Origin of the sequence: Polynucleobacter hirudinilacicola (assembly GCF_002192535.1) — a bacterium.
Classification (GTDB): domain Bacteria; phylum Pseudomonadota; class Gammaproteobacteria; order Burkholderiales; family Burkholderiaceae; genus Polynucleobacter; species Polynucleobacter hirudinilacicola.
On record NZ_NAIA01000002.1, the window covers coordinates 21,733 to 44,394 of the forward strand.

The window sequence follows — 22,662 nt, forward strand, 5'->3', positions numbered from 1 at the left end:
TCGAGAGGAATAGAATTAGATACTTAAATCCGCCTTACCAAAGAGCACGCTGATGAGCAAAGAAAACAGTAAAGAGCAACAAATTGCAGCCCTAAGAGAGGCTGCCCTCCAGTATCACGAGTTTCCGACTCCGGGAAAGATTGAGATTGCTCCCACTAAGCAACTCACCAACCAGCGCGATTTAGCGCTTGCTTACACCCCAGGTGTTGCTGCACCGTGCGAAGAGATTGTTAAAGATCCAGCTAATGCATTCAAGTACACCGCCCGCGGAAATTTAGTTGGCGTGATTACGAACGGTACTGCTGTTCTAGGTTTGGGCAATATTGGACCATTGGCAAGTAAGCCAGTGATGGAAGGTAAAGCAGTTCTGTTTAAGAAATTTGCTGGCATTGATGTCTTTGATATTGAAGTCAATGAAAATGATCCGGACAAGTTAGTTGAAATCATTGCAGCATTAGAGCCAACCTTTGGCGGCATCAACTTAGAGGATATCAAAGCGCCTGATTGTTTTGTGGTCGAGCGTAAATTACAAGCACGGATGAAGATTCCAGTCTTTCATGATGATCAGCACGGTACTGCGATTGTGGTTGCAGCGGCCATCCTGAATGGCTTGAAGGTTGTTGGTAAGGATGTGAGCAATGTGAAGCTTGTCACATCCGGTGCAGGCGCAGCGGCATTGGCTTGCTTGGATCTCCTGGTTGACCTTGGTATCCCACGTAAAAATATTTGGGTAACTGATTTAGCTGGAGTTGCTTACAAGGGTCGTAAAGAGTTAATGGATCCAGAGAAGGAGCCGTTCTGCCAAGAAACAGAATTGCGTACTTTAGATCAGGCCATTGAAGGCGCCGATATTTTCTTGGGTCTGTCAGCTGGTGGCGTATTAAAGCAAGACATGGTGAAAAAGATGGCACCTAAGCCATTGGTTTATGCCTTAGCAAACCCCACCCCAGAGATCTTGCCCGAAGAAGTGAAAGCGGTTCGTCCAGATGCGGTGATGGCTACCGGCCGAACTGACTACCCAAACCAGGTTAATAACGTACTGTGTTTCCCATTTATCTTCCGTGGTGCCCTAGACGTTGGTGCAACCACGATTACACGCGGCATGGAAGTGGCTGCCGTGAAAGCAGTTGCTGAGCTGGCGCAAGCTGAACAGAGCGAGGTAGTTGCGTCTGTTTATGGCATTGAGAACCTTTCCTTTGGTCCAGAGTATTTGATTCCGAAGCCTTTTGATCCACGTTTGATCACGGTGATTGCTCCCGCAGTAGCAAAGGCTGCTATGGATGATGGCGTTGCCTTGCGTCCGATTAAAGATTTCGATGCTTATCGCAATCAGTTGCAACAGTTTGTGTACCACTCTGGTACTTTGATGAAGCCGCTCTTTAGTATTGCGAAGCGTGTACCGCCAAATCAAAAACGGATCGTATTTGCTGAGGGTGAAGATGAGCGCGTATTGCGTGCAGTTCAAATTATCATTGATGAGCACCTTGCTACTCCGATTTTGATTGGCCGTCCAGCAGTGATCGAGCACCGTATTGATAAGTTTGGTCTGCGCATGAAGATGGGCGACGACTTTGAAGTTGTTAATCCAGAAAATGACGCTCGTTTTCGTGATTTCTGGCAAACCTACCTAGATCTGACCGAGCGCAAAGGCGTTACAGAGTCTTTTGCCAAACTGGAGATGCGTCGTCGTAATACTTTGATTGGCTCAATCATGATCATTAAAGGCATGGCTGATGGCATGATTTGCGGAACGATTGGTAACTCTGCAACACACCTGAAATATGTTGATGAGGTAGTAGGTCGTGAGTCTGGCGCAAATGTCTATGGCGCTATGTCTGGATTAATCCTGCCGGGGCGCCAAGTATTTTTGGTAGACACACACATCAATATCGATCCAACTGCTGAAGAGTTGGCTGAGCTGACTTTGATGGCCGCTAGTGAAATGCGCAAACTGGGCATCGTACCAAAAGTAGCATTGCTATCCCACTCGAACTTTGGCTCTAGTAATGCGCCTTCTGCGGTCAAAATGCGCGAAGTGTTGGCATTGATTCAAAAAGCAGCGCCTGATTTAGAAGTTGATGGTGAAATGCATGGCGATAGCGCTTTAGACGAAACGATTCGCGCTGGTGCTGTAACCTCCTCGCCGCTGAAGGGGGATGCAAATCTTCTCGTTCTGCCAAATATTGACGCTGCCAATATTTCTTACAATTTGTTAAAAACAGCTGCGGGTAACGGTATTGCTATCGGACCATTATTGTTGGGTGTGGCTAAACCAATCCATATTCTGACTCCAGCAGCTACGGTTCGCCGGATCGTCAATGTGACAACTTTGGCAGTAGTAAAGGCTGCCGGCAACGCAAGAGGCATCTCCTAAGTCATTTGGATATATGTAAGTTAGTAATAGCTTACATATATTTATCCTATATAAATCAATGGTTTATATAAAATGCACTGTATTTGGGCTTGATTTGATGGCGTGTTACGGGTAACCTAACAACCATCATGAATAATCGCATTGAAAACACCGATTTAGCCAGCTTCGAAGAACATAGCCGCGCTGAAAGTTGGGACAGTAATGATCGACTAGAAACAGAATCATCTGCTGCCAATGTTTATGCCCAAGGCGGTTTATCTCGTTTACAAACCTATGCAGCAAATCAAGTTTCGGGGAAAAAAGTGACAGCTTCTTGGCGTGCCGCTTTGGCCGTTCGCGATGCCGGACCGCCGGCAATGTTGCGCAGTGTGCGCACTAACATCGTGCAATCAATTCGCGCTTTTCGTACTCCAGATTTACAGGAAGCCGCAACAGAACTCGGTCAACATTTCATCTATGCTAATTGCACAAATGCAATGACTAAGGGTGAGGTTCTCGAGGCAATTGCAATTGCTTACACCTTTACAAAGCAACAAGCAAAAAACTTTGATCCTTTATTGGATGCATTGACTACAACTACAGATAAAGCAGGTCAACAGCCTGGATTTGTAGTGGTTCTCGAAGGCTTGCCATGCACTCAGAAGTTTGACAAAGAAGCGCGCGAAACTCTCTTAGATGTTTTCCGTGATGCTGTTGATTTTTGGGCTGAGCGCCGTACACCATATCGGGTTTTCTACTCTTTTGCTTAATCGCTAAAAGACCGAAAACCCCCGAATCGCCTCTATCTGAGGCGATTTTGCATTTCAGGGTTCCAGATACTGTGGACAGTTGTAATAGCAACGATTCCCGCAGTTTCTGTTCTAAGCACACGCTCTCCAAGAGAAACAATTTGGTAGCCCGCAGCTTGAGCTTGAGCCTCTTCTTCCGGTGAGTGACCACCTTCTGGTCCGATCATCAGAACAATATCTTGAGGAGTGTTTGCCATGAGAACGGAATACATGCTTTTCGTGGCATCAGGACTTAAGAGCAGTTTTAATACCGGTGTTGAATTAGACTTTAAGTAGGCATCAAAAGTTTGAATGGGTTCTATTGAGGCAAATACGGTTCGATCGCATTGTTCGCACGCTGCTTGAACAATTCCTTCCCAATGAGCAAGGCGTTTTTGGGCGCGCTCCTGATCGCTTGAGCGTGTGAGCTTTAAGACAGAGCGCTCACACTGCATGGGGGCAATGATTTGAGCTCCAGTTTCAACAGCCTTCTCGACAATCCAGTCCATTTTGTCGCCGCCAGCAAGTCCTTGGGCCAATGTAATCGCATAAGTAGTTTCGCGATGGGTGTCGGCGTGGATATTGCTGAGTTGAACTTGGCCTGTTTTTCCGGTTAAAGAGAGGAGTTCGGCCTGAGCCACCTGCCCCTTGCCATCAAATACGGGAAAGGATTCCCCGGCTTGGATGCGCCGAACTCGCAAGTGATGGGCGACCTCAGGAGTGAGGGTAGTTGGCTTTTGGGATTCCCAGGGCCCGGGAAGATAAAATTGAGGCATTACTGAAATATAGCCAATTTATTTTCCTCGAGAGCACTTTTACGATGTCAAACCTTCAAATTCGCATGGCCAATGCCATACGTGCTTTATCCATGGATGCTGTTCAACAGGCAAATTCTGGTCACCCTGGCATGCCAATGGGGATGGCTGATATTGCTGTTGGGCTTTGGAATGAACATCTAAAGCACAATCCAACTGATCCACATTGGATTGATCGTGATCGTTTTGTTTTATCCAATGGTCATGGCTCGATGTTGCTTTATTCCTTATTACATCTTTCGGGATATGACTTACCGATTGAAGAGTTAAAAAATTTCCGCCAACTACATAGCAAAACTCCAGGACATCCTGAGTATGGAATTACGCCTGGTGTTGAAACAACTACTGGCCCACTTGGTCAGGGGATTTCCAATGCAGTAGGTATGGCGCTTGCTGAAAAATTATTAGCAGAAGAATTTAATCGTCCCGGTCTCAATATCATTGATCACTACACCTATGTATTTTTAGGTGATGGTTGTTTGATGGAAGGTATTAGCCATGAAGTGTGTTCTTTGGCTGGTACATTAAAACTGAACAAGTTGATTGCACTTTGGGATGACAACGGTATCTCAATTGATGGCAAGGTAGTTTCTTGGTTTAACGAAGATACTCCTAAGCGTTTTGAGGCTTACAACTGGAATGTCATTCGTAATGTTGATGGCCATGATGCAGAAGCAGTTTCTGCTGCAATTATGAAGGCTAAAAAGAGTGACAAACCAACGCTGATTTGCTGCAAGACAGCCATTGGCCAAGGCTCGCCGAATATGGCTGGTAGCGATAAGGTGCATGGTTCACCATTGGGCGCAACAGAAATTGCTGCAACTCGTGTTGCATTGAATTGGCCTTATGCACCGTTTGAAGTTCCAAAAGATATTTATGCTGCTTGGGATTTTAAAAAGCGTGGCCAAGCTGCTGAGCATGAGTGGAATAAAGAATTTCAGAAATATAAAAATAAATTCCCAGAGCTTGCTTCTGAATTACAGCGTCGCATGCAAGGTGATTTATCAAAAGACTTTTCAGCCACGCTAAATGCTTACTTAAAAACTTGTCAATCCAAAGCAGAAACTGTTGCTACTCGTAAGGCCAGTCAAAATGCGATTGAAGCATTATCAGTAGCTTTACCAGAGTTTATGGGAGGCTCTGCCGATTTAACCGGTTCAAACTTAACTAACTGGTCTTCATGCAAACCTGTGCGTGGTGATCAATGGGGTAACCATATTAATTATGGTGTGCGCGAATTTGGTATGAGCGCCATCATGAATGGTATTGCTCTACATGGTGGCTACATTCCGTTCGGTGGCACTTTCTTAACCTTCTCAGATTACAGCCGTAATGCTTTACGGATGGCTGCCCTAATGAAGTTACGGAGTATTTTTGTTTTCACCCATGACTCCATTGGTCTTGGTGAGGACGGCCCAACCCACCAATCTGTGGAGCATGTTGCTAGCTTGCGACTAATCCCGAACCTGATGGTTTGGCGCCCCTGTGACACCACCGAGAGCGCTGTAGCTTGGGGTTCTGCTATTGAACGTAAGAATGGCCCGAGCGCTTTGATTTTCAGTCGTCAGAACTGCCCGTTTGTTTCTCGCAATAGCCAGCAAATCAAGGATATTGCACGTGGTGGGTATGTGTTGCGTGATCCTCAATCTGGAAAGATTGATGCAGTCATCATCGCCACTGGTTCTGAAATCGCACTCGCCTTGCAAACAGCGGAGCTCTTAGCAAAAGACGGTCTAGGTATTCGGGTGGTTTCTATGCCATCAACGACGGTATTTGATCAGCAAGATGCTGCATACAAATCTAAAGTATTGCCAGCCAATATTTCACGCATTGCTGTTGAGGCGGGCGTGACCGACTTCTGGTGGAAGTATGGATGTGCAGCAGTGCACGGCGTAGATACTTTTGGCGAGTCTGCACCTGCAGGTCAGTTGTATGAATACTTTGGCCTGACGGCGGATCAAATTGCCAAAACGGTTAAGCAATGTATCTCGAAGAAGTAAATCGAAATAAATAAATTCAATATTAGTAAGGGGAAATAAATGACAATTCGTGTCGCAATTAATGGTTATGGACGTATTGGGCGCATGGTATTGCGGGCCTTATACGAAGATCAAGTCAACGGCAAGCCACGTCGTGATATCAAGATTGTCGCGATTAACGCCATGGGCGATATCGCTATCAATGCCCACCTTACCCAGTATGACTCTGCGCACGGTCGCTTCCCTGCAGAGGTGAGCGTAGACGGCGATTACATGGTGGTGAATGGTGATCGCATCAAAATGTTCTGTACGCGCAATCCAGCTGAAACTCCATGGGGTGAGTTAGGGGTAGATTTAGTTTTAGAGTGCACTGGTAAGTTCACCTCTAAAGAAAAAGCCATGATTCATATTCAACAGGGTGCGAAAAAGGTATTGATTTCTGCTCCTGGTGAAAAAGATGTGGATGCAACGATTGTTTATGGCGTCAATCAAAATGTATTAAAGCCAAATGATGTAGTGGTTTCTAACGCAAGCTGTACAACCAACTGTCTCGCACCTTTGGTCAAACCATTGTTAGAAAAAATTGGTATTGAATCTGGTTTGATGACAACTATTCATGCGTTTACAAATGATCAAGTGTTGACTGATGTCTATCACAAGGATATGCGTCGAGCACGTTCTGCTGTTACCAGCATGATTCCAACGAAAACTGGCGCTGCCAAAGCAGTTGGTTTGGTATTGCCGGCATTGGCAGGCCGTTTTGATGGTTTTGCAATGCGTGTGCCAGTGATCAACGTATCCGTGGTTGATTTAACCTTTGCGGCAAGTCGCGCTACTAGCGTAGATGAAGTGAATTCCATCTTGAAAGCTGCCAGCGAGGGTGAGCTCAAAGGAATCTTGGGCTTTAATACCTTACCCCTAGTTTCGATCGACTTTAACCATGATCCACGCCCAAGTATTTATGATGCATCCCAGACACGCGTTTCCGCAGATGGAAAGTTAGTGAAAGTATTGGCCTGGTATGACAACGAATGGGGTTATTCAGTGCAGATGCTCAATGCGGCCGAGGCATTAATGGCTGTAAAGTGATTAAAAGAGCTTAAAATTCATTAAAAGTAGTCAAAAAGTAGAAAAGACCTCAATTTGAGGTCTTTTTTCATTAGCAGGCTGCAGAAAAGTGCTTATTTTTGCTTATTTCGGCAGTTTTTCTTCTGACAATGCCCGTACATTGCTAAGGAGTGTTCCTGGAGCTTAAATCCCAGGTTTTTAGCAATATCTCTCTGTCTTTTCTCAATGGCCTCATCCACAAACTCCTCCACATGGCCACAATCAAGGCAAACCAGATGGTCGTGGTGTTGGCCCTCATTAAGCTCATAGATTGCTCTGCTATCACCCTTGCTAGACTCAAAATGGCTACGAAGAAGTAGCCCAGCCTGCTCAAATTGGGTTAAAACCCGATAAACCGTAGCGAGACCAATTTCTTGATCCTCTTTTGCTAGGGCCAAAAAGACGTCTTCAGCGCTAAAGTGGGTGCCACCATTTTGATGAAAAAAATCCAGAATTTTCATGCGTGGACCAGTGGCCTTTAGGCCAATGTCGCGCAAATCTGCAGGAGTAGGGTTTTGGTTCGTATTCATGGCTTTGGGAGCTAAAATCAATGTCTTAATGATACGGCCAGCCATGCAAAATTGCCTTGAACTTTTTAGTCGTTTTTTGAACCCACTTTTTTTTGGGGTTTCCAGCTTTACCCGGTTCGGGTTCGTCGCTTTTGCAATGACTGCTCTTTTAGGGCTGACTGCTTGCACTTCAGCTGTTGATAACACCCAGCGCGACTTTATGAATAAAGTATTTAGACCTTATGTTCCGGACATTGTTCAGGGAAACTTTATTTCAAGCGAGCAATACTCAAAGTTGCAATTAGGGATGAGTCGCGAGCAGGTTCGTCAAATTCTCGGCACACCTTTATTAGCTAGCTATTTCCATGCGAATCGCTGGGATTATGTTTTTGAATTTAAACGTTCTGGACAGCGCATTGCTAAAGAGCGTCGTGTCACTGTCTTTTTTGATGGTGACAAAGTAGTGAGGTTTGAAGGTGATGCCCTTCCAACAGAGATCGAATTGGTTGCTGAGATTGATAACTACGCTAAAACAAAACGCTCTTTCTGGGATGTGATGACTGGCTCTAATAAGCCCCCAGTAACGCCCCCATTACAGCAACCAGAGTTGTTAGTTACAAGTCCAACAAATAATTTACCTAAGGGTGCGGTTGTACCAGCAGCTCCGACTGCAAGTCAGGGTTCATTTTGGGATTTATTTGGTTCCTCGAAGTCATCAGATGGTCAAGCTGTGTCACAACCTGAAACTTTGGGGCCCGGCACGCTGAATGTTCCGCCTGCTACAGAGGTGAAGAAGTAAAAATGATTGCTGTATTAGCACCCAAGTCAAACTGTACTTACCTTTAATTTGAAGTGATGAAATCAATGATGAAGATCGCAATTGCTGGAGCAACTGGTCGCATGGGAAAGATGTTGATTGAGAGCGTGCTAAATACCCCTGATGCCCAATTGGTTGGCGCACTTGAGCACACGTCTTCTCCTCAGTTAGGTGAGGATGCTGGCGCATTCTTAGGTAAAAAAACCGGCGTCATGATTTCAGCTGATGTTGCCCAGGCTTTAGCTGGCGCCCAATTTTTAATTGACTTCACCAGGCCTGAGGGGACGATGGCCCACTTAGCTGTTGCAGAGAAAACTGGTACCAAAATGATTATTGGTACAACGGGTTTGAGTACTGAACAAATTGCTGGCCTCAAAAAGGTGTCTACCAAGTTGGCGATTGTGTTTGCTCCCAATATGAGTGTTGGCGTTAATGCCACATTCAAGTTGCTTGAGATTGCAGCAAAGATGCTTAATCAAGGTTATGACATCGAAATTATTGAAGCTCACCATCGCCATAAAGTTGATGCCCCTTCGGGAACTGCTCTGAAGATGGGTGAGGTTATTGCTGAGGCTTTGGGAGAAAAGTTAGACGATGTCGCTGTCTATGCTCGCGAAGGTCACACTGGTGAGCGTAAAGAAGGATCTATTGGATTTGCAACCATTCGTGGTGGCGATATTGTTGGGGATCACACAGTCCTCTTTGCAGGTGATGGTGAGCGCATTGAAATTAGCCATAAATCCTCTAGCCGTCAATCCTATGCACAAGGCTCCTTGCGTGCCGCACGCTTCTTGCAAACCCAAAATACGGGCCTGTATGACATGCAAGACGTTCTAGGTTTGCGTAAATAGTATCCAGCATTAACGAATAACTAAAAATAGAAGAAAAGAGTTGTCTTGAATGAGTAAGGATTACGACTACCGCAGTATTGAAGCCGCAGCACAGGCTGATTGGGAAGGTGCGCAAGTCTATCAAGTATCTGAAAACGCTGTAGATTTGGCTGGCAAGAAAAAGCCAAAGTATTACGCTTGTTCTATGTTGCCTTACCCATCTGGCAAGTTGCACATGGGACATGTGCGCAACTACACCATCAATGACGTGATGGCTCGTCAGCTCCGTATGCAGGGTTACAACGTTTTAATGCCGATGGGCTGGGATGCTTTTGGTATGCCTGCTGAAAATGCAGCGATTCAGAATAAGGTTCCTCCTGCCAAGTGGACCTACGACAACATTGCTTATATGAAAAAGCAAATGGCTGCGATGGGCCTAGCTATTGATTGGTCACGTGAAGTGGCTACTTGTAGTCCGGATTACTATCGCTGGAACCAATGGCTTTTTCTGAAGATGTTAGAAAAAGGAATTGCGTACCGTAAGACACAGGTAGTGAATTGGGATCCGATTGATCAAACTGTTTTAGCAAATGAACAAGTAATCGATGGTCGCGGCTGGCGCTCTGGCGCTTTAGTTGAAAAACGCGAAATTCCGGGCTATTACTTCAACATTACAGCCTACGCAGAGCAATTGCTTTCTGGTTTAGATGGTTTGGGTTGGCCTGAGCGTGTCAAAACCATGCAGCAAAATTGGATTGGTAAAAGTCGTGGTGTTCGTTTTGCGTTTAAGCATGAGGTTGCTGATGACCATGGCAACTTTATTCAGGATGGCCTGCTATACGTCTTCACAACTCGCGCCGATACCATCATGGGTGTTACTTTTTGTGCGGTTGCTGCAGAGCATCCATTGGCAACAAAAGCGGCTGTTAATAATCCAGCGCTCGCTGCTTTCATTGAGAAATGCAAAACCGGTAGCGTGATTGAGGCTGACCTAGCCACTCAAGAAAAAGAGGGGATGTTTACAGGCCTCTATGTCACCCATCCCTTAACAAATGAGCCGGTGCCTGTTTGGGTCGGCAATTATGTATTGATGTCTTATGGTGATGGCGCCGTAATGGGTGTACCTGCTCACGACGAGCGTGATTTTGCCTTTGCACTCAAGTACGATTTACCGATCAAGCAAGTGATTGCGCTAAAGGGTGAGTCACCAATCTTTAATGCAAGCCACTGGCATGATTGGTATGCCCAAAAAGAAGGGGTCATTTGTTTCAATAGCGGTAAATACGATGGTCTTTCATATGAAGAGGCAGTTAGCACAGTTGCTAAAGATTTAGAAAAGATGGGCATTGGTGAAATCAAGACCACCTATCGTTTGCGTGATTGGGGAATTTCTCGTCAGCGCTATTGGGGCACTCCAATTCCGATTATTCATTGTGGCGATGATGCAAATCCCGGTTGCGGCGCGGTGCCTGTTCCGGAATCGGATCTACCGGTGGTATTGCCGGAAGACTGCGTGCCAGATGGTAGCGGCAATCCACTCAATAAGCGTGAAGATTTTCTCAATGTGAAGTGTCCGAAGTGTGGCAAGCCTGCACGTCGTGAGACTGACACGATGGATACATTTGTAGATTCTTCTTGGTATTTCATGCGCTATACCGGTCCCGATGCAAAAACGATGGTGGATGAGCGCAATGAGTATTGGATGCCGATGGATCAATACATTGGCGGCATTGAGCATGCCATCTTGCACTTACTCTATGCGCGTTTCTGGACCAAGGTCATGCGCGACCTCAAGCTCATTACTTTTGATGAGCCTTTCCAGAACTTATTGACTCAAGGTATGGTGCTCAATGAAACGTATTACTCTGAAGATTTTTCTGGTAAAAAGACTTGGTTAAATCCTTTAGATGTTGAATTAGATCTCGATGAAAAAGGTCGACCTAAGGGCGCGAAACTAAAAGGCGACGCATCAAACACTCCGATCGTGGTTGGCGGTGTTGAAAAGATGTCTAAAAGTAAGAATAATGGCGTTGATCCTCAAGAACTGATTGATGGTTACGGTGCTGATACTGCACGTTTATTTGTGATGTTCGCAGCCCCGCCAGAGCAGCAGTTGGAGTGGTCTGGTGCCGGTGTTGATGGAGCCTCTCGCTTCTTACGTCGGGTTTGGATGTACTCGAGCAGTCAGGCTGAGGCTATTCGTAACGCACAAGATTCTTTACCCAATCATTTAAACGATGCTGAAAAAGAGCTGCGTCGTGAAGTGCACACCATTCTGAAGCAGGCTAACTTTGACTATCAACGTCGCCAATACAACACTGTAGTTTCTGCGGCAATGAAAATGCTGAACGTGCTTGAGCCAATGAAGTTAGGTCAAGATGCCGCTATTTCTGCTCCAGTGCTACGTGAGTGCTTAAGTATCTTGTTGAGAATTCTATATCCGGTAGTTCCACATTTAACCCATGTGCTTTGGAAAGAGATGGGCTACGCCAAGACCTTTGGGCCACTCCTAGATGCATCTTGGCCTGAGGTTGATGAAGCTGCATTGGTTCAAACTGAAATCACCTTGATGCTACAAATTAATGGCAAATTGCGTGGCGATATTCGCGTGCCGGCAGATGCTGGTAAGGAGCAGATCGAAATTTTGGCATTGCAAAGTGAGCCGGCAACGAAAGCGCTTAATGGTGGGTCGCCAAAGAAGGTGATTGTTGTTCCAGGACGTCTAGTCAATATAGTCGCCTAACTAGAAAATAAATACATGAGCGCAAATCATCTTCGACGTACCTTAATTGGCTTCATTGTTACGGCACCCTTAAGTGGCTTGATTGCTTGTGGTTATCGCCTGCGCGGAATGGTTGATGTGCCCTTTAAGGCAATTGCGATTACTGGCAATCCCTCGCCTCCCTTGCGTGCTGATTTGCAAACTGCTATTTTGACTGGGACCGATGTCAAGGTTGCGATTAATCCTAAAGATGCAGATTTAATTTTAGACATCAGCAATGAAATTAACGGCAGAGAAATATTAGCCTATAGCTCCAACGGTCAGGTTTCTGCATATCGCTTAACCATTCGGGTCATGTTTAGAGCCTATGACATTGCTGGTGGAGAAATTGTTCCTGAAAGCGAGATTTATATCACTAGGGATATGGACTTCTCAAATACCACTGTGTTGGCAACCGATGTTCAGCAGCAGCAGTTTTTGACATTAATGCGCAAAGATCTGGCTGTGCAGATTTTACGTCGTATTGCTGCTGCCGCCAAAAATCCACAAGCAAGATCTTTCTAGAGATAGATAGAGAACTGCCATGGTGAAAGTTGATGCCTTACAAACGCATCTCAAATCATTAGGTTCTGGCACTGATATCTTGCCACTTTATGTCTTTAGTGGTGACGAGCCATTGTTAATGATGGAGGCAATGGATCAGTTGCGCGCCGCTGCAAAAAAATTGGGCTTTACTGATCGTGAAGTTTTCGTGCAGGAGCGGGGGTTTGATTGGGGCGCTCTCATGAATGCCGGCCAAACGATGTCTTTGTTTGGTGATAAGCGCTGGGTAGAGCTCCGCATTCCGACTGGTAAGCCGGGTCGAGATGGGGCAGACGCTCTAAAACAATTTGCAGCACAAATCGCTTCACAACAAGATGGAGCCAATGGTCCTGATACGGTGGTTTGTATTGTGCTGCCTAGGTTGGATGGAAAAACGAAAACTTCTGGCTGGTTTAGTGCACTTGATGATGCTGGGATGGCTATTCAGGTGGATACCCTGGATCGCGGTCACTTACCATCATGGATTGCTGGACGACTCAAGAAGCAAAGTCAAGAAGTTGAGGCTGGACCTGAGGGTCAGCGTGCTCTGGAGTTTATTGCGGATCAGGTTGAGGGTAATCTGATTGCTGCCCATCAAGAAATTTTGAAATTAGGATTGCTGTATCCCGAAGGCAAGCTAACCGAAGAGCAAATTCGATCTTCTATTTTGAAGGTGGCGCGTTATAACGTTTTTGAATTAACCGAAGCCATGCTTGCTGGTGATTTGCCAAGATTAAATCGTATGTTAGACGGCTTAAAAGGTGAGGGCGAGCCTTTGGTACTAATTTTGTGGAGCGTAACTGAAGAGCTTAGGCTACTATCTAAATTAAAGGCTGCGAGTGATGCTGGGGAGTCAGTTCAACAGCTCATGCGGGCTAATCGGATTTGGGGCAATAAAGAGCGTTTATACCCGGCTGCTATTAGAAGGGTGCAACCGCTCAAGTTGCGCAGAGCAATGCAGCTTGTAGCAGGCCTAGATCGACAGTCTAAAGGCCTACATGCAGCAGAGTTGCCGGCAGACCCATGGGATGGTTTGCGCTTGCTGGGAAATTTATTGCGGTAATGGTTTAGGAAGCTAGAAATATGAGTACAGGGATGACTTTAAATATTCAAGAGATGATGCAAGACATCGGTAGGCGGGCACGTAGCGCATCGCGTGCGATGGCGCGAGCATCTTCTGAGCAAAAGAATCAGGCTCTACTACATATTGCAAAGCTTATCCGCCAAAAAGCGAGTGATATTGAGAAAGTCAATTTACAAGATGTAGAGCGTGCAAAAGCAAATGGTCAAGATGCCGCATTTGTAGATCGGCTCACGATGACTCTAAAGACTATTGAAACTATGGCTTTAGGTCTTGAGCAAATCGTTTCGCTAGATGATCCGATCGGTAAAATTTCTGCTTTTCAAAAGCAAGCCTCTGGTATTGAAATTGGTCAAATGCGTGTTCCATTGGGCGTTATTGGCATCATCTATGAGTCACGTCCAAACGTTACGATTGATGCAGCTGCACTTTGTTTGAAATCAGGTAATGCCGTGATCTTGCGAGGCGGCTCCGAGGCAATTGATTCTAATACTTTGTTGGCTCACATTATTCAGGAGGGTTTGGCAGCAGCCAATCTCCCTAAAGACGCTGTTCAGGTAGTCGCTACGACTGACCGAAGTGCTGTAGGTGAAATGATCACAATGACTCAATACATTGACGTGATCGTGCCACGGGGCGGTAAGAGTTTGATTGCACGCTTGATGGCTGAAGCACGTGTGCCAATGATCAAGCATTTAGATGGCATCTGCCATACCTATATTGATGCCGATGCAGACATTGCCATGGCAATTAAGGTGTGTGATAACGCTAAAACTCAGCGTTACGCACCATGCAATGCGATGGAAACGCTCCTGGTGAATCAGGCTGTTGGACAAAAAGTGCTACCTACGCTTTGTAAAATTTATCAAGATAAGGGTGTGGAGTTACGTGTTGATGATTTAACACGTAAAACACTTGAAGAAAATGGCTTTCAGAACTTAGTGGATGCCACTGAAGATGATTGGCAAACAGAATATTTAGCCCCTATTTTGTCAATCAAGACTGTGGCCGATATCGATGAAGCCATGAATCATATCGAACGTTATGGCAGCAAGCATACCGATGCAATTATTACCAATAACAAGGCGCAAGCAGATCGTTTCTTGCGCGAAGTCGATAGTGCTAGCGTGATGGTGAATGCCAGCACCCGTTTTGCGGATGGCTTTGAATATGGTTTGGGCGCCGAAATTGGTATCTCGAATGACAAGTTACATGCCCGTGGCCCGGTTGGCCTGGATGGCTTAACCTCAATGAAATATATCGTCATGGGTCATGGCGAGATTCGCACTTAAAAAATATGACGAACTCTTATCTCTGGATTAAAACTTTCCATATTGTCTTAATTACTTCATGGTTTGCCGGCCTGTTTTATCTGCCACGCATCTTTGTGAACTTGGCTGATGAGAAAAATGTAGATACTTATGCACGCCTTTTAGGTATGGCCAATCGCCTCTTTCGATTCATGACTATCTTGGCTGTGCCAGCTATCCTACTTGGCTTAATACTCTGGCTGTATTTTGGTATTGGTGCCGGTGATGTCTGGATGCATGCGAAGTTATTTTTCGTCTTGCTGATCATCGGCTACCACCATGCATGCTTTGGCTTGCTCAAGAAGTTTCGTGCTGGCGTGAATACAAAGTCTGGCATTTGGTATCGCTGGTTTAATGAAGTGCCAGTTATTTTGCTAGTGATTGTTGTTGCGCTGGTGCTATTTAAGCCCTAAGTACGATCCTATCTTTTCCTGATTACCCTTTTTAGATTGTTAGCCCCATGAGATTTTTTGTTGTTTGTCCAGGCGGTTTAGAAGTACCGCTGGCTCAGGAGCTTGCAGAGATTGCGGCGCGTCCGGATTCTAAAGCGTTGGGGGCTTGGGTGATTGATCCAACGCCAACCAGTCCAACCGGGGGGATTGGTCTTGCAGCGCCGATTTCTGGGGCGATGGCTTTGAATTTACATTCCAGAATTGCTAGTCGCGTTTTATTGCAGATGGCACAAGCGCCCTATAGACAAGAGGAAGATCTTTATAAATTGGCTAGCGGTTTAGCCTGGGAAGATTGGTTTACCTCTAAACAAACTTTGCGGGTTGATGTCACTGCCCATCGCTCTCCATTGAAGAGCTTGAACTTTGCGACGCTGAAAATTAAAGATGCCATCGTAGATCGCTTGCGTGATGTTACTGGGGATCGTCCTAGTATTGATACAGCGTTCCCAGATGTGCGTGTTCAGGCGCACTTAACTGCAACCCAAATCACCGTTTACTTAGATACTTCTGGCGAGGCTCTCTTTAAGCGCGGCTGGCGTGATGAGAAGGGCGATGCACCTCTCAAAGAAAACTTAGCTGCTGGCATCTTGTCGATCACGGCTTGGAAGCCTGGCCAGTCTTTATTTGATCCAATGTGCGGTAGTGGTACTTTCTTGATTGAAGCTGCTCAGACGGCGCTCTCTATTCCACCAGGAGCAATTCGGGCGGGGATGTATGGTGATGATGCCAAGCCCAGTAGATTGGCTTATCGCCCACTCGTAACATCTGCAAACGGCTTTGGCTTTCAGAGACTGAAGCCCTTTAATGAAGCTGCTGAGCAAAAGCGCTGGAGTAATTTGAAAGAAGCTGCGCTGGCACAAATGCTAGACAAGCGTCAGCAATATCCAAATGTAGATTCCTTAAAAATTAGTGGTGGAGATATCAATGAAAAATTAGTCTCCATGTTTAGGGGTAATTGGCAGAGAGCACAGTTGCCAGATCAACCGCTGGTACGTCAGGTTGATGCTCTAGCAAGCAAGCCCCCAACGAATGCTCAAGAGGGTGTGATGTTATTAAATCCACCTTATGGTGAACGTCTTGTGATTAAAGGTGGCAGAGGTGGTAGTGCACAGGATCGTGACTCAAGTGATGCAGAGTATGGTGAGCCAGAGAATCGTTTTGAGATGAATTTAGAGACGGGCCGTCAGAGCGCTAAGCGTTCTAGTCGCGAGTCTTTGAAAAAACTTCAGGCCCAAGAGGAGCAGGACCCTAAATTTGTGGAATTTTTACGCCAATTTGGCCAACACCTGAAAGATGCTTTTGGTGGGTGGAATGTTTTTGTATTGACTGCCGATATGGCTTTGCCTGGTCAGTTGCGTATTAAGGAGTCTAAGCGTACCCCATTATTTAATGGTCCACTAGAGTGCCGTTTATTTAAGTTTGAGATGCATTCAAAGCGGTCTTCTTCTAGTGAAGACTAAGCACTTTAAAATAAAGCTACTAGTGATTAAATCCTAAAGAAATAGAGCGGAGAGTAATTCAATGGAATTTAAAACCTATATGTGCCTGATCTGTGGCTGGGTCTATGATGAGGCTGCTGGCTTGCCTGATGAGGGCATTGCCCCAGGAACCCTCTGGAAAGATGTGCCAATGAATTGGACCTGTCCAGAATGTGGTGCCCGCAAGGATGATTTTGAAATGATGGCGATTTAATTAGGAACTCATGATGGCAATGGTAGATCAAAACGAGATTTTATTTGAGCGTGCTCAAAAGACGATACCGGGTGGCGTGAACTCACCGGTGAGGGCTTTTCGTCAGGTTGGTGGTACACCCCGTTTTGTTACTAAAGCCAAAGGCCCCTATTTTTGGGACGCCAACAATAAGCGTTACATCGATTTGATTATGTCTTGGGGCCCAATGATTGTTGGGCATGCAAACCCAGAAGTTATCGAGGCAGTACAAAAGGCTGCAGAAACCAGTTTTAGTTATGGCGCTCCAACCGAGGGCGAGATTGAATTAGCAGAACGTATTTGCGCCGTAATGCCGAGCGTTGAGCAAGTCCGCATGGTATCGAGTGGTACTGAGGCAACAATGAGCGCCCTCCGTCTTGCACGTGGCTATACCGGTCGAGACTTAATTATTAAATTTGAAGGCTGCTATCACGGTCATGCAGACAGCCTCCTGGTCAAGGCGGGCTCTGGTTTATTAACCTTTGCTGACTCTACTCAAAATGCGCCATCCTCTGGCGGTGTTCCGCAAGACTTGGTAAAGCACACCTTGGTATTGCCGTATAACGATGTGGCCGCGATTGAGGAAGTCTTTAAGAAGCAGGGCGACCAAATTGCAGCAGTGATCTTGGAGCCTATTGCGGGCAATATGAATTTAATTAAGCCCTCAAAAGAATTTTTATCTGCGATTCGTAATCTCACAAGCAAGCATGGCAGTGTATTGATTTACGACGAGGTGATGACAGGTTTTAGGGTTGCCTTAGGCGGCGCTCAGTCTTTGCAAGGCATTACCCCTGACCTGACTTGCTTAGGCAAAGTTATGGGTGGAGGTATGCCCATGGCAGCCTTTGGTGGAAAAAAAGAAATCATGTCTAAGCTTGCACCGTTAGGCAGCGTTTACCAAGCAGGTACCTTATCTGGTAATCCAGTGGCTGTGGCGGCAGGTCTGAAGAGTCTAGAGATTATCTCTAGAGATGGTTTTTATGAATGCCTAGGCGGACAAACTCAAAAGCTCATGACAGGTTTGAAGCAGGCGGCAGATAAGGCAAATATTCCGTTTTCAGTCGATAGCGAAGGCGGTATGTTTGGTTTCTATTTTACGAGTCAGATTCCAACTTCCTACGAAGCGGTGACTAAATCAGATGTCGAGGCATTCAAGAAATTTTTTCATCTGATGCTAGATGAGGGTGTGTATCTTGCGCCATCGGCGTATGAAGCTGGGTTCACCTCCATTGCGCATGACAATGAAGTGGTCAATGCCATCATTGCTGCAGCTGAGAACTCCTTTAAGAAGCTCTAAGTAGTAATTACATTCTGAGTGGATGGTCATATCCATCCACCTGAATAATCTCAAGTCTTTTTGAGTCTTTATGAGAGTCTGCAATTTCAAGAGCTGTTAATTTTCCGCCCCAAACACAGCCAGTATCTAAGCCAATCACATTATTGCGTCGTAATAATCCTAAAGTTGACCAATGACCAAAATAGATGAGGGTGTTAGCGGTTTTGCGTTTCGGTACCTTAAACCAGGGAATGTAACCCTTGGGACCATTCTCTAAGCCTTCTTTACTGTCAAACTCCATCTGACCGCTTGGGGTACAAAAACGCATACGGGTGAGTGCATTGGTTATGAGACGCAGACGCTCATAACCCTTTAGCGAGTTACTCCATTGATTGGGGGTGTTGCCATACATATTCGCTAAAAATTGTTTATAGGATTTGCTGCGCAGGGCTTTTTCAACCTCTTGAGCATATTCAATCGTTTGCTGTAAGTCCCATTGCGGGAGAACGCCAGCATGCACGGTAAGCACTTTGCCATTACTGAGCGCCATAGGCCGATTACGCACCCAATTGATGAGTTCTTTGCGATCAGGTGCCTTGAGAATGGCATCCACAGTATCCAAACCCTTGGCTTTGCGAACGCCAGCATCAATCGCCAATAGATGAAGATCGTGGTTGCCGAGAATACATTCAGCACGGCCAGATTCTTGTAAAGATTTGAGTTGCCTTAGGGCGCCAAGCGAGTTCGGCCCGCGATTAACTAAATCCCCTAAAAAAATCATTTTTGATTTTTTGGGAAGACTTTTTACTAGGGCTTTAAGTGAGGGGGCGCATCCTTGGACATCACCCACAGCATAAATTTTGCTCATCCCTTATCTTAGTGGAAAAGCATTCCTTAGACGGTTACGCACTTACTTTTTTTACTACGCTATAGCGCACTAAAGTTTTCTTGCGTGCCTCGTCGTGGTCAACAACGGGTAAAGGATAGTCCCTGCCTAAGATTACGCCCGCTGCCTCAAGTTCAATATGTCCCGCTTTCCAGGGCGCATGAATCGATTTCTTTGAGAGTTTTTCCAGTTGCGGCAAATAGCGTCGAATAAATTTGCCTTCGGGATCAAATTTCTCGGATTGGGTGATGGGATTAAAGATGCGGAAATAGGGTTGGGCATCGCAACCTGACGAAGAGGCCCATTGCCAGCCGCCATTATTGGATGAGAGCTCAAAGTCGTTGAGGTGTTCAGCGAAATAAGCTTCGCCCCAACGCCAGTCAATACCTAAATCTTTGGTCAGAAAGCTGGCCACCACCATACGTAGGCGATTGTGCATATAGCCACTCTGATTGAGTTGATGCATTGCTGCATCAACCAGCGGGTAACCTGTTTTGCCTTCACACCAAGCTGCAAAGAGTTTCTTAGCGTTGGCGCCACTTTCCCAAACAATATTGTCATAGTCTGGTTTAAATGAGGCGCCTTCAGCAAGCCTTGGATGGTTGGCCAAAATCATGAAATAAAAGTCACGCCATATGAGTTCGCTTAACCAAATCGTTGCGCCCATACTTCCGGCCAGCATGCGACGATGCGCTTCGCGCACAAGGCCTCTGATGGAGAGCATGCCAAAGCGTAAATGGGTTGATAAATAACTGACGCCTTTAATAGCGGGAAAGTCTCTACCAATTTGGTACTGATCAATGCGCGAGAGAAACTCTTCTAAAAAGGCTTGCCCACCCTCAGAGCCAGGCATCAAATAGGCTTCAATACCAGTGGGGCAAAAGCCCATCGATTCCAGGGATGGGAGTGGGTAGTCTAGCTTTTTAGGAATAGCGGCAAATTGGCCTGGCTTAGCATTACATTCATGGGCGGCTAAATCTTTTTCTTGCAGCGTCTTGAGCCAATTATTTTTATAAGGAGTAAAGATGGAGAAAACAGTATTAGAGTTGGTAAGAATTTCTTTTTTCTCAAAAATTACTTGATCTTTAAAATCTTCAAACTGAATATCGAGTTTCTGTAATGCAGATTTAACAGACTCATCCCTTGCAATTGCAGATGGCTCGTAGTCATGATTGGTAAAGACGGTATCAATGCCCAGCTCTTTAGCAATCTGCGGAATGCATTCAAGGGGTTTACCAAAGCGAACAATGAGACCCCCGCCCGTGGTGCGGAGCTCTTTATCAATTTGTTTTAGACCTTGCCAAATAAAGTCAACACGGCGCTCGTGTTTTAAACCATTGACATCTAGCTCGCCCTGAATCAGTGGCTTCAGAATGTCAGTATCAAAAATGAAGCCCACCCAGACCTGTTTGGCCTCTTTTAGGGCGCGGGAAAGTGCGGCATTGTCATATAAGCGAAGATCGCGACGGAGCCAAACCAGAGCTTTTTGCATAGCCCCTATATTAGGGCCAATTTGCGGGGGCTGCTGAAGGGTCAATATCTAGAAGGGTTAAGATCGATAGTAATTATGGATACGATCTTTTTTATTCTTTCGAAGGTGGTGCAATTTTGTATTGAGCCGCTGAACTGGGTCATTGTTTTCGTTTGCCTTGGCTTGGTCTTTTTAGGATTGAGAAAACCTCATCTTTGTAAGCGCTTTTTAGTATTTGCTCTTCTAGATCTGCTGGTTGTCGGATGGCTGCCTGCATCTGAGCTATTGCTAAGGCCTCTTGAGGATGCCGTTCCAAGGACGGAGATTGGAAAACTATCGCCAGATGATTTTGGTGGGATCATCATTTTGGGTGGTGCAATAGAAGGGGGGAATATTGCGACCGAGCGTGGCGAGATTTCTATTCATTCTTCTGCTGAGAGGGTAACTAAGGCTTTCGAGCTTATTCGAAAGTACCCAGACTTACCTTTTATCTTTAGTGGATTTTCTGGCCGCGTAACACCAAAAGGTGTATCTGAGGCCGAGGCATTTAAACAGCTCATCAAAGAACAAGGGTTAGCAGATAGACCTGCTTATTACGAAAACCAATCACGCAATACCTATGAAAATGTCATTTTTATGAAACCTATGATTAACGAGATTGGGCAAGGTAAAGCTCGAAAACCATGGCTTTTAATTACCTCAGCAAGTCATATGTATCGGTCTACATTAATTTTCCATCAACAGGGAATTGAGGTCTTTGCTGTTCCGGTCGATTACCAGACTGCCAGGAGTCCTCAGTGGACGGCATTTGATTTGGTGGATGGAGCTCAAAACTGGAATAAGCTCACTCATGAATATATCGGTCTTTTTGCGTATTGGGTTACTGGAAAAATCTAGATATTCTGTAAAATAGACTTATATGACTTCGGCTAAAAAAGCTCCCCCTGCTTCAGACCCAGCGTCTGTGCCAGAGTCATCAATTTCTTTTTCAGCTAGCCATTTGGCAAACCAATTTTTAGTTGCCATGCCTGGTATGGACGATCCTAATTTTGCAGGATCTGTTATCTATCTTTTTGAGCATACTGACAGGGGCGCAATGGGTCTGGTGGTTAATCGACCAACGGAATTAGATTTGGGAACCTTGTTTGACAAGATTGAGCTCAAATTAGAAATTACACCTCTATTAGATCAGCCAGTCTATTTTGGTGGTCCAGTGCAGGTAGAGCGCGGCTTTGTTTTGCATGAATCCATTCCGAGCCCATCTTATAGCTCTTCATTAATCATCCCTGGCGGCCTAACTATGACGACCTCTAAAGATGTTTTGGAGGCTGTTGCCATCGGAAATGGACCCCGCAAGTTTTTGATGACCTTAGGCTATGCCGGATGGAGTGCTGGACAGCTTGAAGAAGAGATCACTTTAAATGGGTGGATGAATGTACCGCTCTCACGCCAACAAATGGTCGATATTATTTTTGATACGCCCTCAAGTCAGCGCTATGAAAAGGCCATGAGTCATTTAGGTTTTGATCCCTCGCATTTATCTGGGGAGGCAGGGCATGCCTGACCCAATCAATAAGCCGATGACGATACTGGCTTTTGATTATGGAACGCGTCGGGTTGGCGTGGCAGTAGGTAATACAGAGACAAAGGCAAGTCAGGCATTGAAGACTATTTCTGCTACAAATGCAGATGGGATGTTTAGAGAAGTCGAAAGCCTTCTAAAAGAGTGGCAACCCGATCAGATCGTCGTGGGGCTTCCCGCCCATCCTGACGGTACTGAACATGAAATGACTGCTCGGGCTAAGCGCTTTGGCAATCAGCTACACGGGCGCTTCAATTTGCCAGTGATTTGGGTGGATGAGCGCTATACATCGGCAGTTTTGGAGGGCGATCCTCGGATGCACGACAATCTAGATGCGCATTCTGCTGCGCTCATTTTGGAGCAGTATTTTGCAGAATATCAATAGCACCGGA

21 protein-coding genes are annotated in these 22,662 nt (G+C 45.7%); 17 read left to right on the forward strand and 4 right to left on the reverse strand.

Annotated elements, in window-relative coordinates:
* Positions 1 to 52: 52 nt before the first annotated feature.
* Both B6A14_RS02730 and B6A14_RS02735 read left to right on the forward strand, forming a co-directional pair.
* Positions 53 to 2,374: an NADP-dependent malic enzyme gene (locus tag B6A14_RS02730; RefSeq protein ID WP_087908934.1), complete on the forward strand. Its 2,322-nt coding sequence runs from the start codon at positions 53 to 55 to the stop codon at positions 2,372 to 2,374.
* Between the two features lie 128 nt (positions 2,375 to 2,502).
* A complete protein-coding gene (locus tag B6A14_RS02735) occupies positions 2,503 to 3,123 on the forward strand; it encodes a barstar family protein (protein WP_087908935.1) in 621 nt (206 codons plus the stop codon).
* A gap of 32 nt (positions 3,124 to 3,155) precedes the next feature.
* On the opposite strand, the gene B6A14_RS02740 is transcribed toward B6A14_RS02735, so the two are convergent.
* Complete coding sequence (locus tag B6A14_RS02740; RefSeq protein WP_087908936.1) at positions 3,156 to 3,917, reverse strand: 16S rRNA (uracil(1498)-N(3))-methyltransferase; 762 nt, start codon at positions 3,915 to 3,917, stop codon at positions 3,156 to 3,158.
* A 44-nt stretch (positions 3,918 to 3,961) separates the two neighbouring features.
* On the opposite strand from B6A14_RS02740, the gene tkt reads away from it, so the two are divergent.
* Positions 3,962 to 5,956 carry a transketolase gene (gene tkt, locus B6A14_RS02745; protein WP_087908937.1) on the forward strand — a complete coding sequence of 665 codons (1,995 nt, stop codon included), beginning with the start codon at positions 3,962 to 3,964 and terminating at the stop codon, positions 5,954 to 5,956.
* Positions 5,957 to 5,995: 39 nt separating this feature from the next.
* Positions 5,996 to 7,024, forward strand: a complete 1,029-nt coding sequence (gap, locus tag B6A14_RS02750) for a type I glyceraldehyde-3-phosphate dehydrogenase (protein ID WP_087908938.1) — start codon at positions 5,996 to 5,998, stop codon at positions 7,022 to 7,024.
* Between the two features lie 92 nt (positions 7,025 to 7,116).
* On the opposite strand, the gene fur is transcribed toward gap, so the two are convergent.
* Entirely contained in the window at positions 7,117 to 7,572 is a 456-nt protein-coding gene (gene fur / locus B6A14_RS02755; protein ID WP_087909190.1) for a ferric iron uptake transcriptional regulator, read from the reverse strand.
* Positions 7,573 to 7,708: 136 nt separating this feature from the next.
* On the opposite strand from fur, the gene B6A14_RS02760 reads away from it, so the two are divergent.
* The 10 genes from B6A14_RS02760 (at position 7,709) to hemL (ending at position 18,352) form a co-directional block, all read left to right on the forward strand.
* Positions 7,709 to 8,350: an outer membrane protein assembly factor BamE gene (locus B6A14_RS02760; RefSeq protein ID WP_236635637.1), complete on the forward strand. Its 642-nt coding sequence runs from the start codon at positions 7,709 to 7,711 to the stop codon at positions 8,348 to 8,350.
* A 68-nt stretch (positions 8,351 to 8,418) separates the two neighbouring features.
* The gene (dapB, locus tag B6A14_RS02765; protein WP_087909191.1) at positions 8,419 to 9,219 is read left to right on the forward strand and encodes a 4-hydroxy-tetrahydrodipicolinate reductase; all 801 of its coding nucleotides are present in this window, start codon (positions 8,419 to 8,421) and stop codon (positions 9,217 to 9,219) included.
* Between the two features lie 49 nt (positions 9,220 to 9,268).
* A complete protein-coding gene (leuS, locus tag B6A14_RS02770) occupies positions 9,269 to 11,941 on the forward strand; it encodes a leucine--tRNA ligase (protein WP_087908940.1) in 2,673 nt (890 codons plus the stop codon).
* A gap of 15 nt (positions 11,942 to 11,956) precedes the next feature.
* Positions 11,957 to 12,484: an LPS-assembly lipoprotein LptE gene (locus tag B6A14_RS02775; RefSeq protein WP_087908941.1), complete on the forward strand. Its 528-nt coding sequence runs from the start codon at positions 11,957 to 11,959 to the stop codon at positions 12,482 to 12,484.
* 19 nt (positions 12,485 to 12,503) lie between these two features.
* A complete protein-coding gene (gene holA / locus B6A14_RS02780; RefSeq protein WP_087908942.1) occupies positions 12,504 to 13,565 on the forward strand; it encodes a DNA polymerase III subunit delta in 1,062 nt (353 codons plus the stop codon).
* A 32-nt stretch (positions 13,566 to 13,597) separates the two neighbouring features.
* A complete protein-coding gene (locus B6A14_RS02785) occupies positions 13,598 to 14,875 on the forward strand; it encodes a glutamate-5-semialdehyde dehydrogenase (RefSeq protein ID WP_087908943.1) in 1,278 nt (425 codons plus the stop codon).
* Positions 14,876 to 14,880: 5 nt separating this feature from the next.
* Positions 14,881 to 15,306, forward strand: a complete 426-nt coding sequence (locus B6A14_RS02790; protein ID WP_087908944.1) for a CopD family protein — start codon at positions 14,881 to 14,883, stop codon at positions 15,304 to 15,306.
* Between the two features lie 47 nt (positions 15,307 to 15,353).
* Entirely contained in the window at positions 15,354 to 16,805 is a 1,452-nt protein-coding gene (locus tag B6A14_RS02795) for a THUMP domain-containing class I SAM-dependent RNA methyltransferase (RefSeq protein ID WP_087908945.1), read from the forward strand.
* A 61-nt stretch (positions 16,806 to 16,866) separates the two neighbouring features.
* Positions 16,867 to 17,037, forward strand: coding sequence for a rubredoxin (locus B6A14_RS02800; RefSeq protein WP_068947854.1), 171 nt, complete (start codon positions 16,867 to 16,869; stop codon positions 17,035 to 17,037).
* 13 nt (positions 17,038 to 17,050) lie between these two features.
* Complete coding sequence (hemL, locus tag B6A14_RS02805; protein WP_087908946.1) at positions 17,051 to 18,352, forward strand: glutamate-1-semialdehyde 2,1-aminomutase; 1,302 nt, start codon at positions 17,051 to 17,053, stop codon at positions 18,350 to 18,352.
* 7 nt (positions 18,353 to 18,359) lie between these two features.
* On the opposite strand, the gene B6A14_RS02810 is transcribed toward hemL, so the two are convergent.
* Together B6A14_RS02810 and B6A14_RS02815 are read right to left on the reverse strand one after the other, a co-directional pair.
* The gene (locus tag B6A14_RS02810; protein ID WP_087908947.1) at positions 18,360 to 19,199 is read right to left on the reverse strand and encodes a symmetrical bis(5'-nucleosyl)-tetraphosphatase; all 840 of its coding nucleotides are present in this window, start codon (positions 19,197 to 19,199) and stop codon (positions 18,360 to 18,362) included.
* Positions 19,200 to 19,233: 34 nt separating this feature from the next.
* On the reverse strand, positions 19,234 to 20,709 hold the full coding sequence (locus B6A14_RS02815) for a cryptochrome/photolyase family protein (RefSeq protein ID WP_087908948.1): 1,476 nt from the start codon (positions 20,707 to 20,709) through the stop codon (positions 19,234 to 19,236).
* A 75-nt stretch (positions 20,710 to 20,784) separates the two neighbouring features.
* Between B6A14_RS02815 and B6A14_RS02820 the strand changes: the two genes are divergently transcribed.
* From B6A14_RS02820 to ruvX, 3 genes are all read left to right on the forward strand, one after another.
* Entirely contained in the window at positions 20,785 to 21,585 is an 801-nt protein-coding gene (locus B6A14_RS02820; protein ID WP_087908949.1) for a YdcF family protein, read from the forward strand.
* Between the two features lie 127 nt (positions 21,586 to 21,712).
* Positions 21,713 to 22,252, forward strand: coding sequence for a YqgE/AlgH family protein (locus B6A14_RS02825; RefSeq protein ID WP_236635655.1), 540 nt, complete (start codon positions 21,713 to 21,715; stop codon positions 22,250 to 22,252).
* The gene (gene ruvX / locus B6A14_RS02830) at positions 22,245 to 22,655 is read left to right on the forward strand and encodes a Holliday junction resolvase RuvX (RefSeq protein WP_201721459.1); all 411 of its coding nucleotides are present in this window, start codon (positions 22,245 to 22,247) and stop codon (positions 22,653 to 22,655) included. The genes B6A14_RS02825 and ruvX overlap by 8 nt, the downstream gene beginning before the upstream one ends.
* The last annotated feature ends 7 nt before the right edge of the window (positions 22,656 to 22,662 follow it).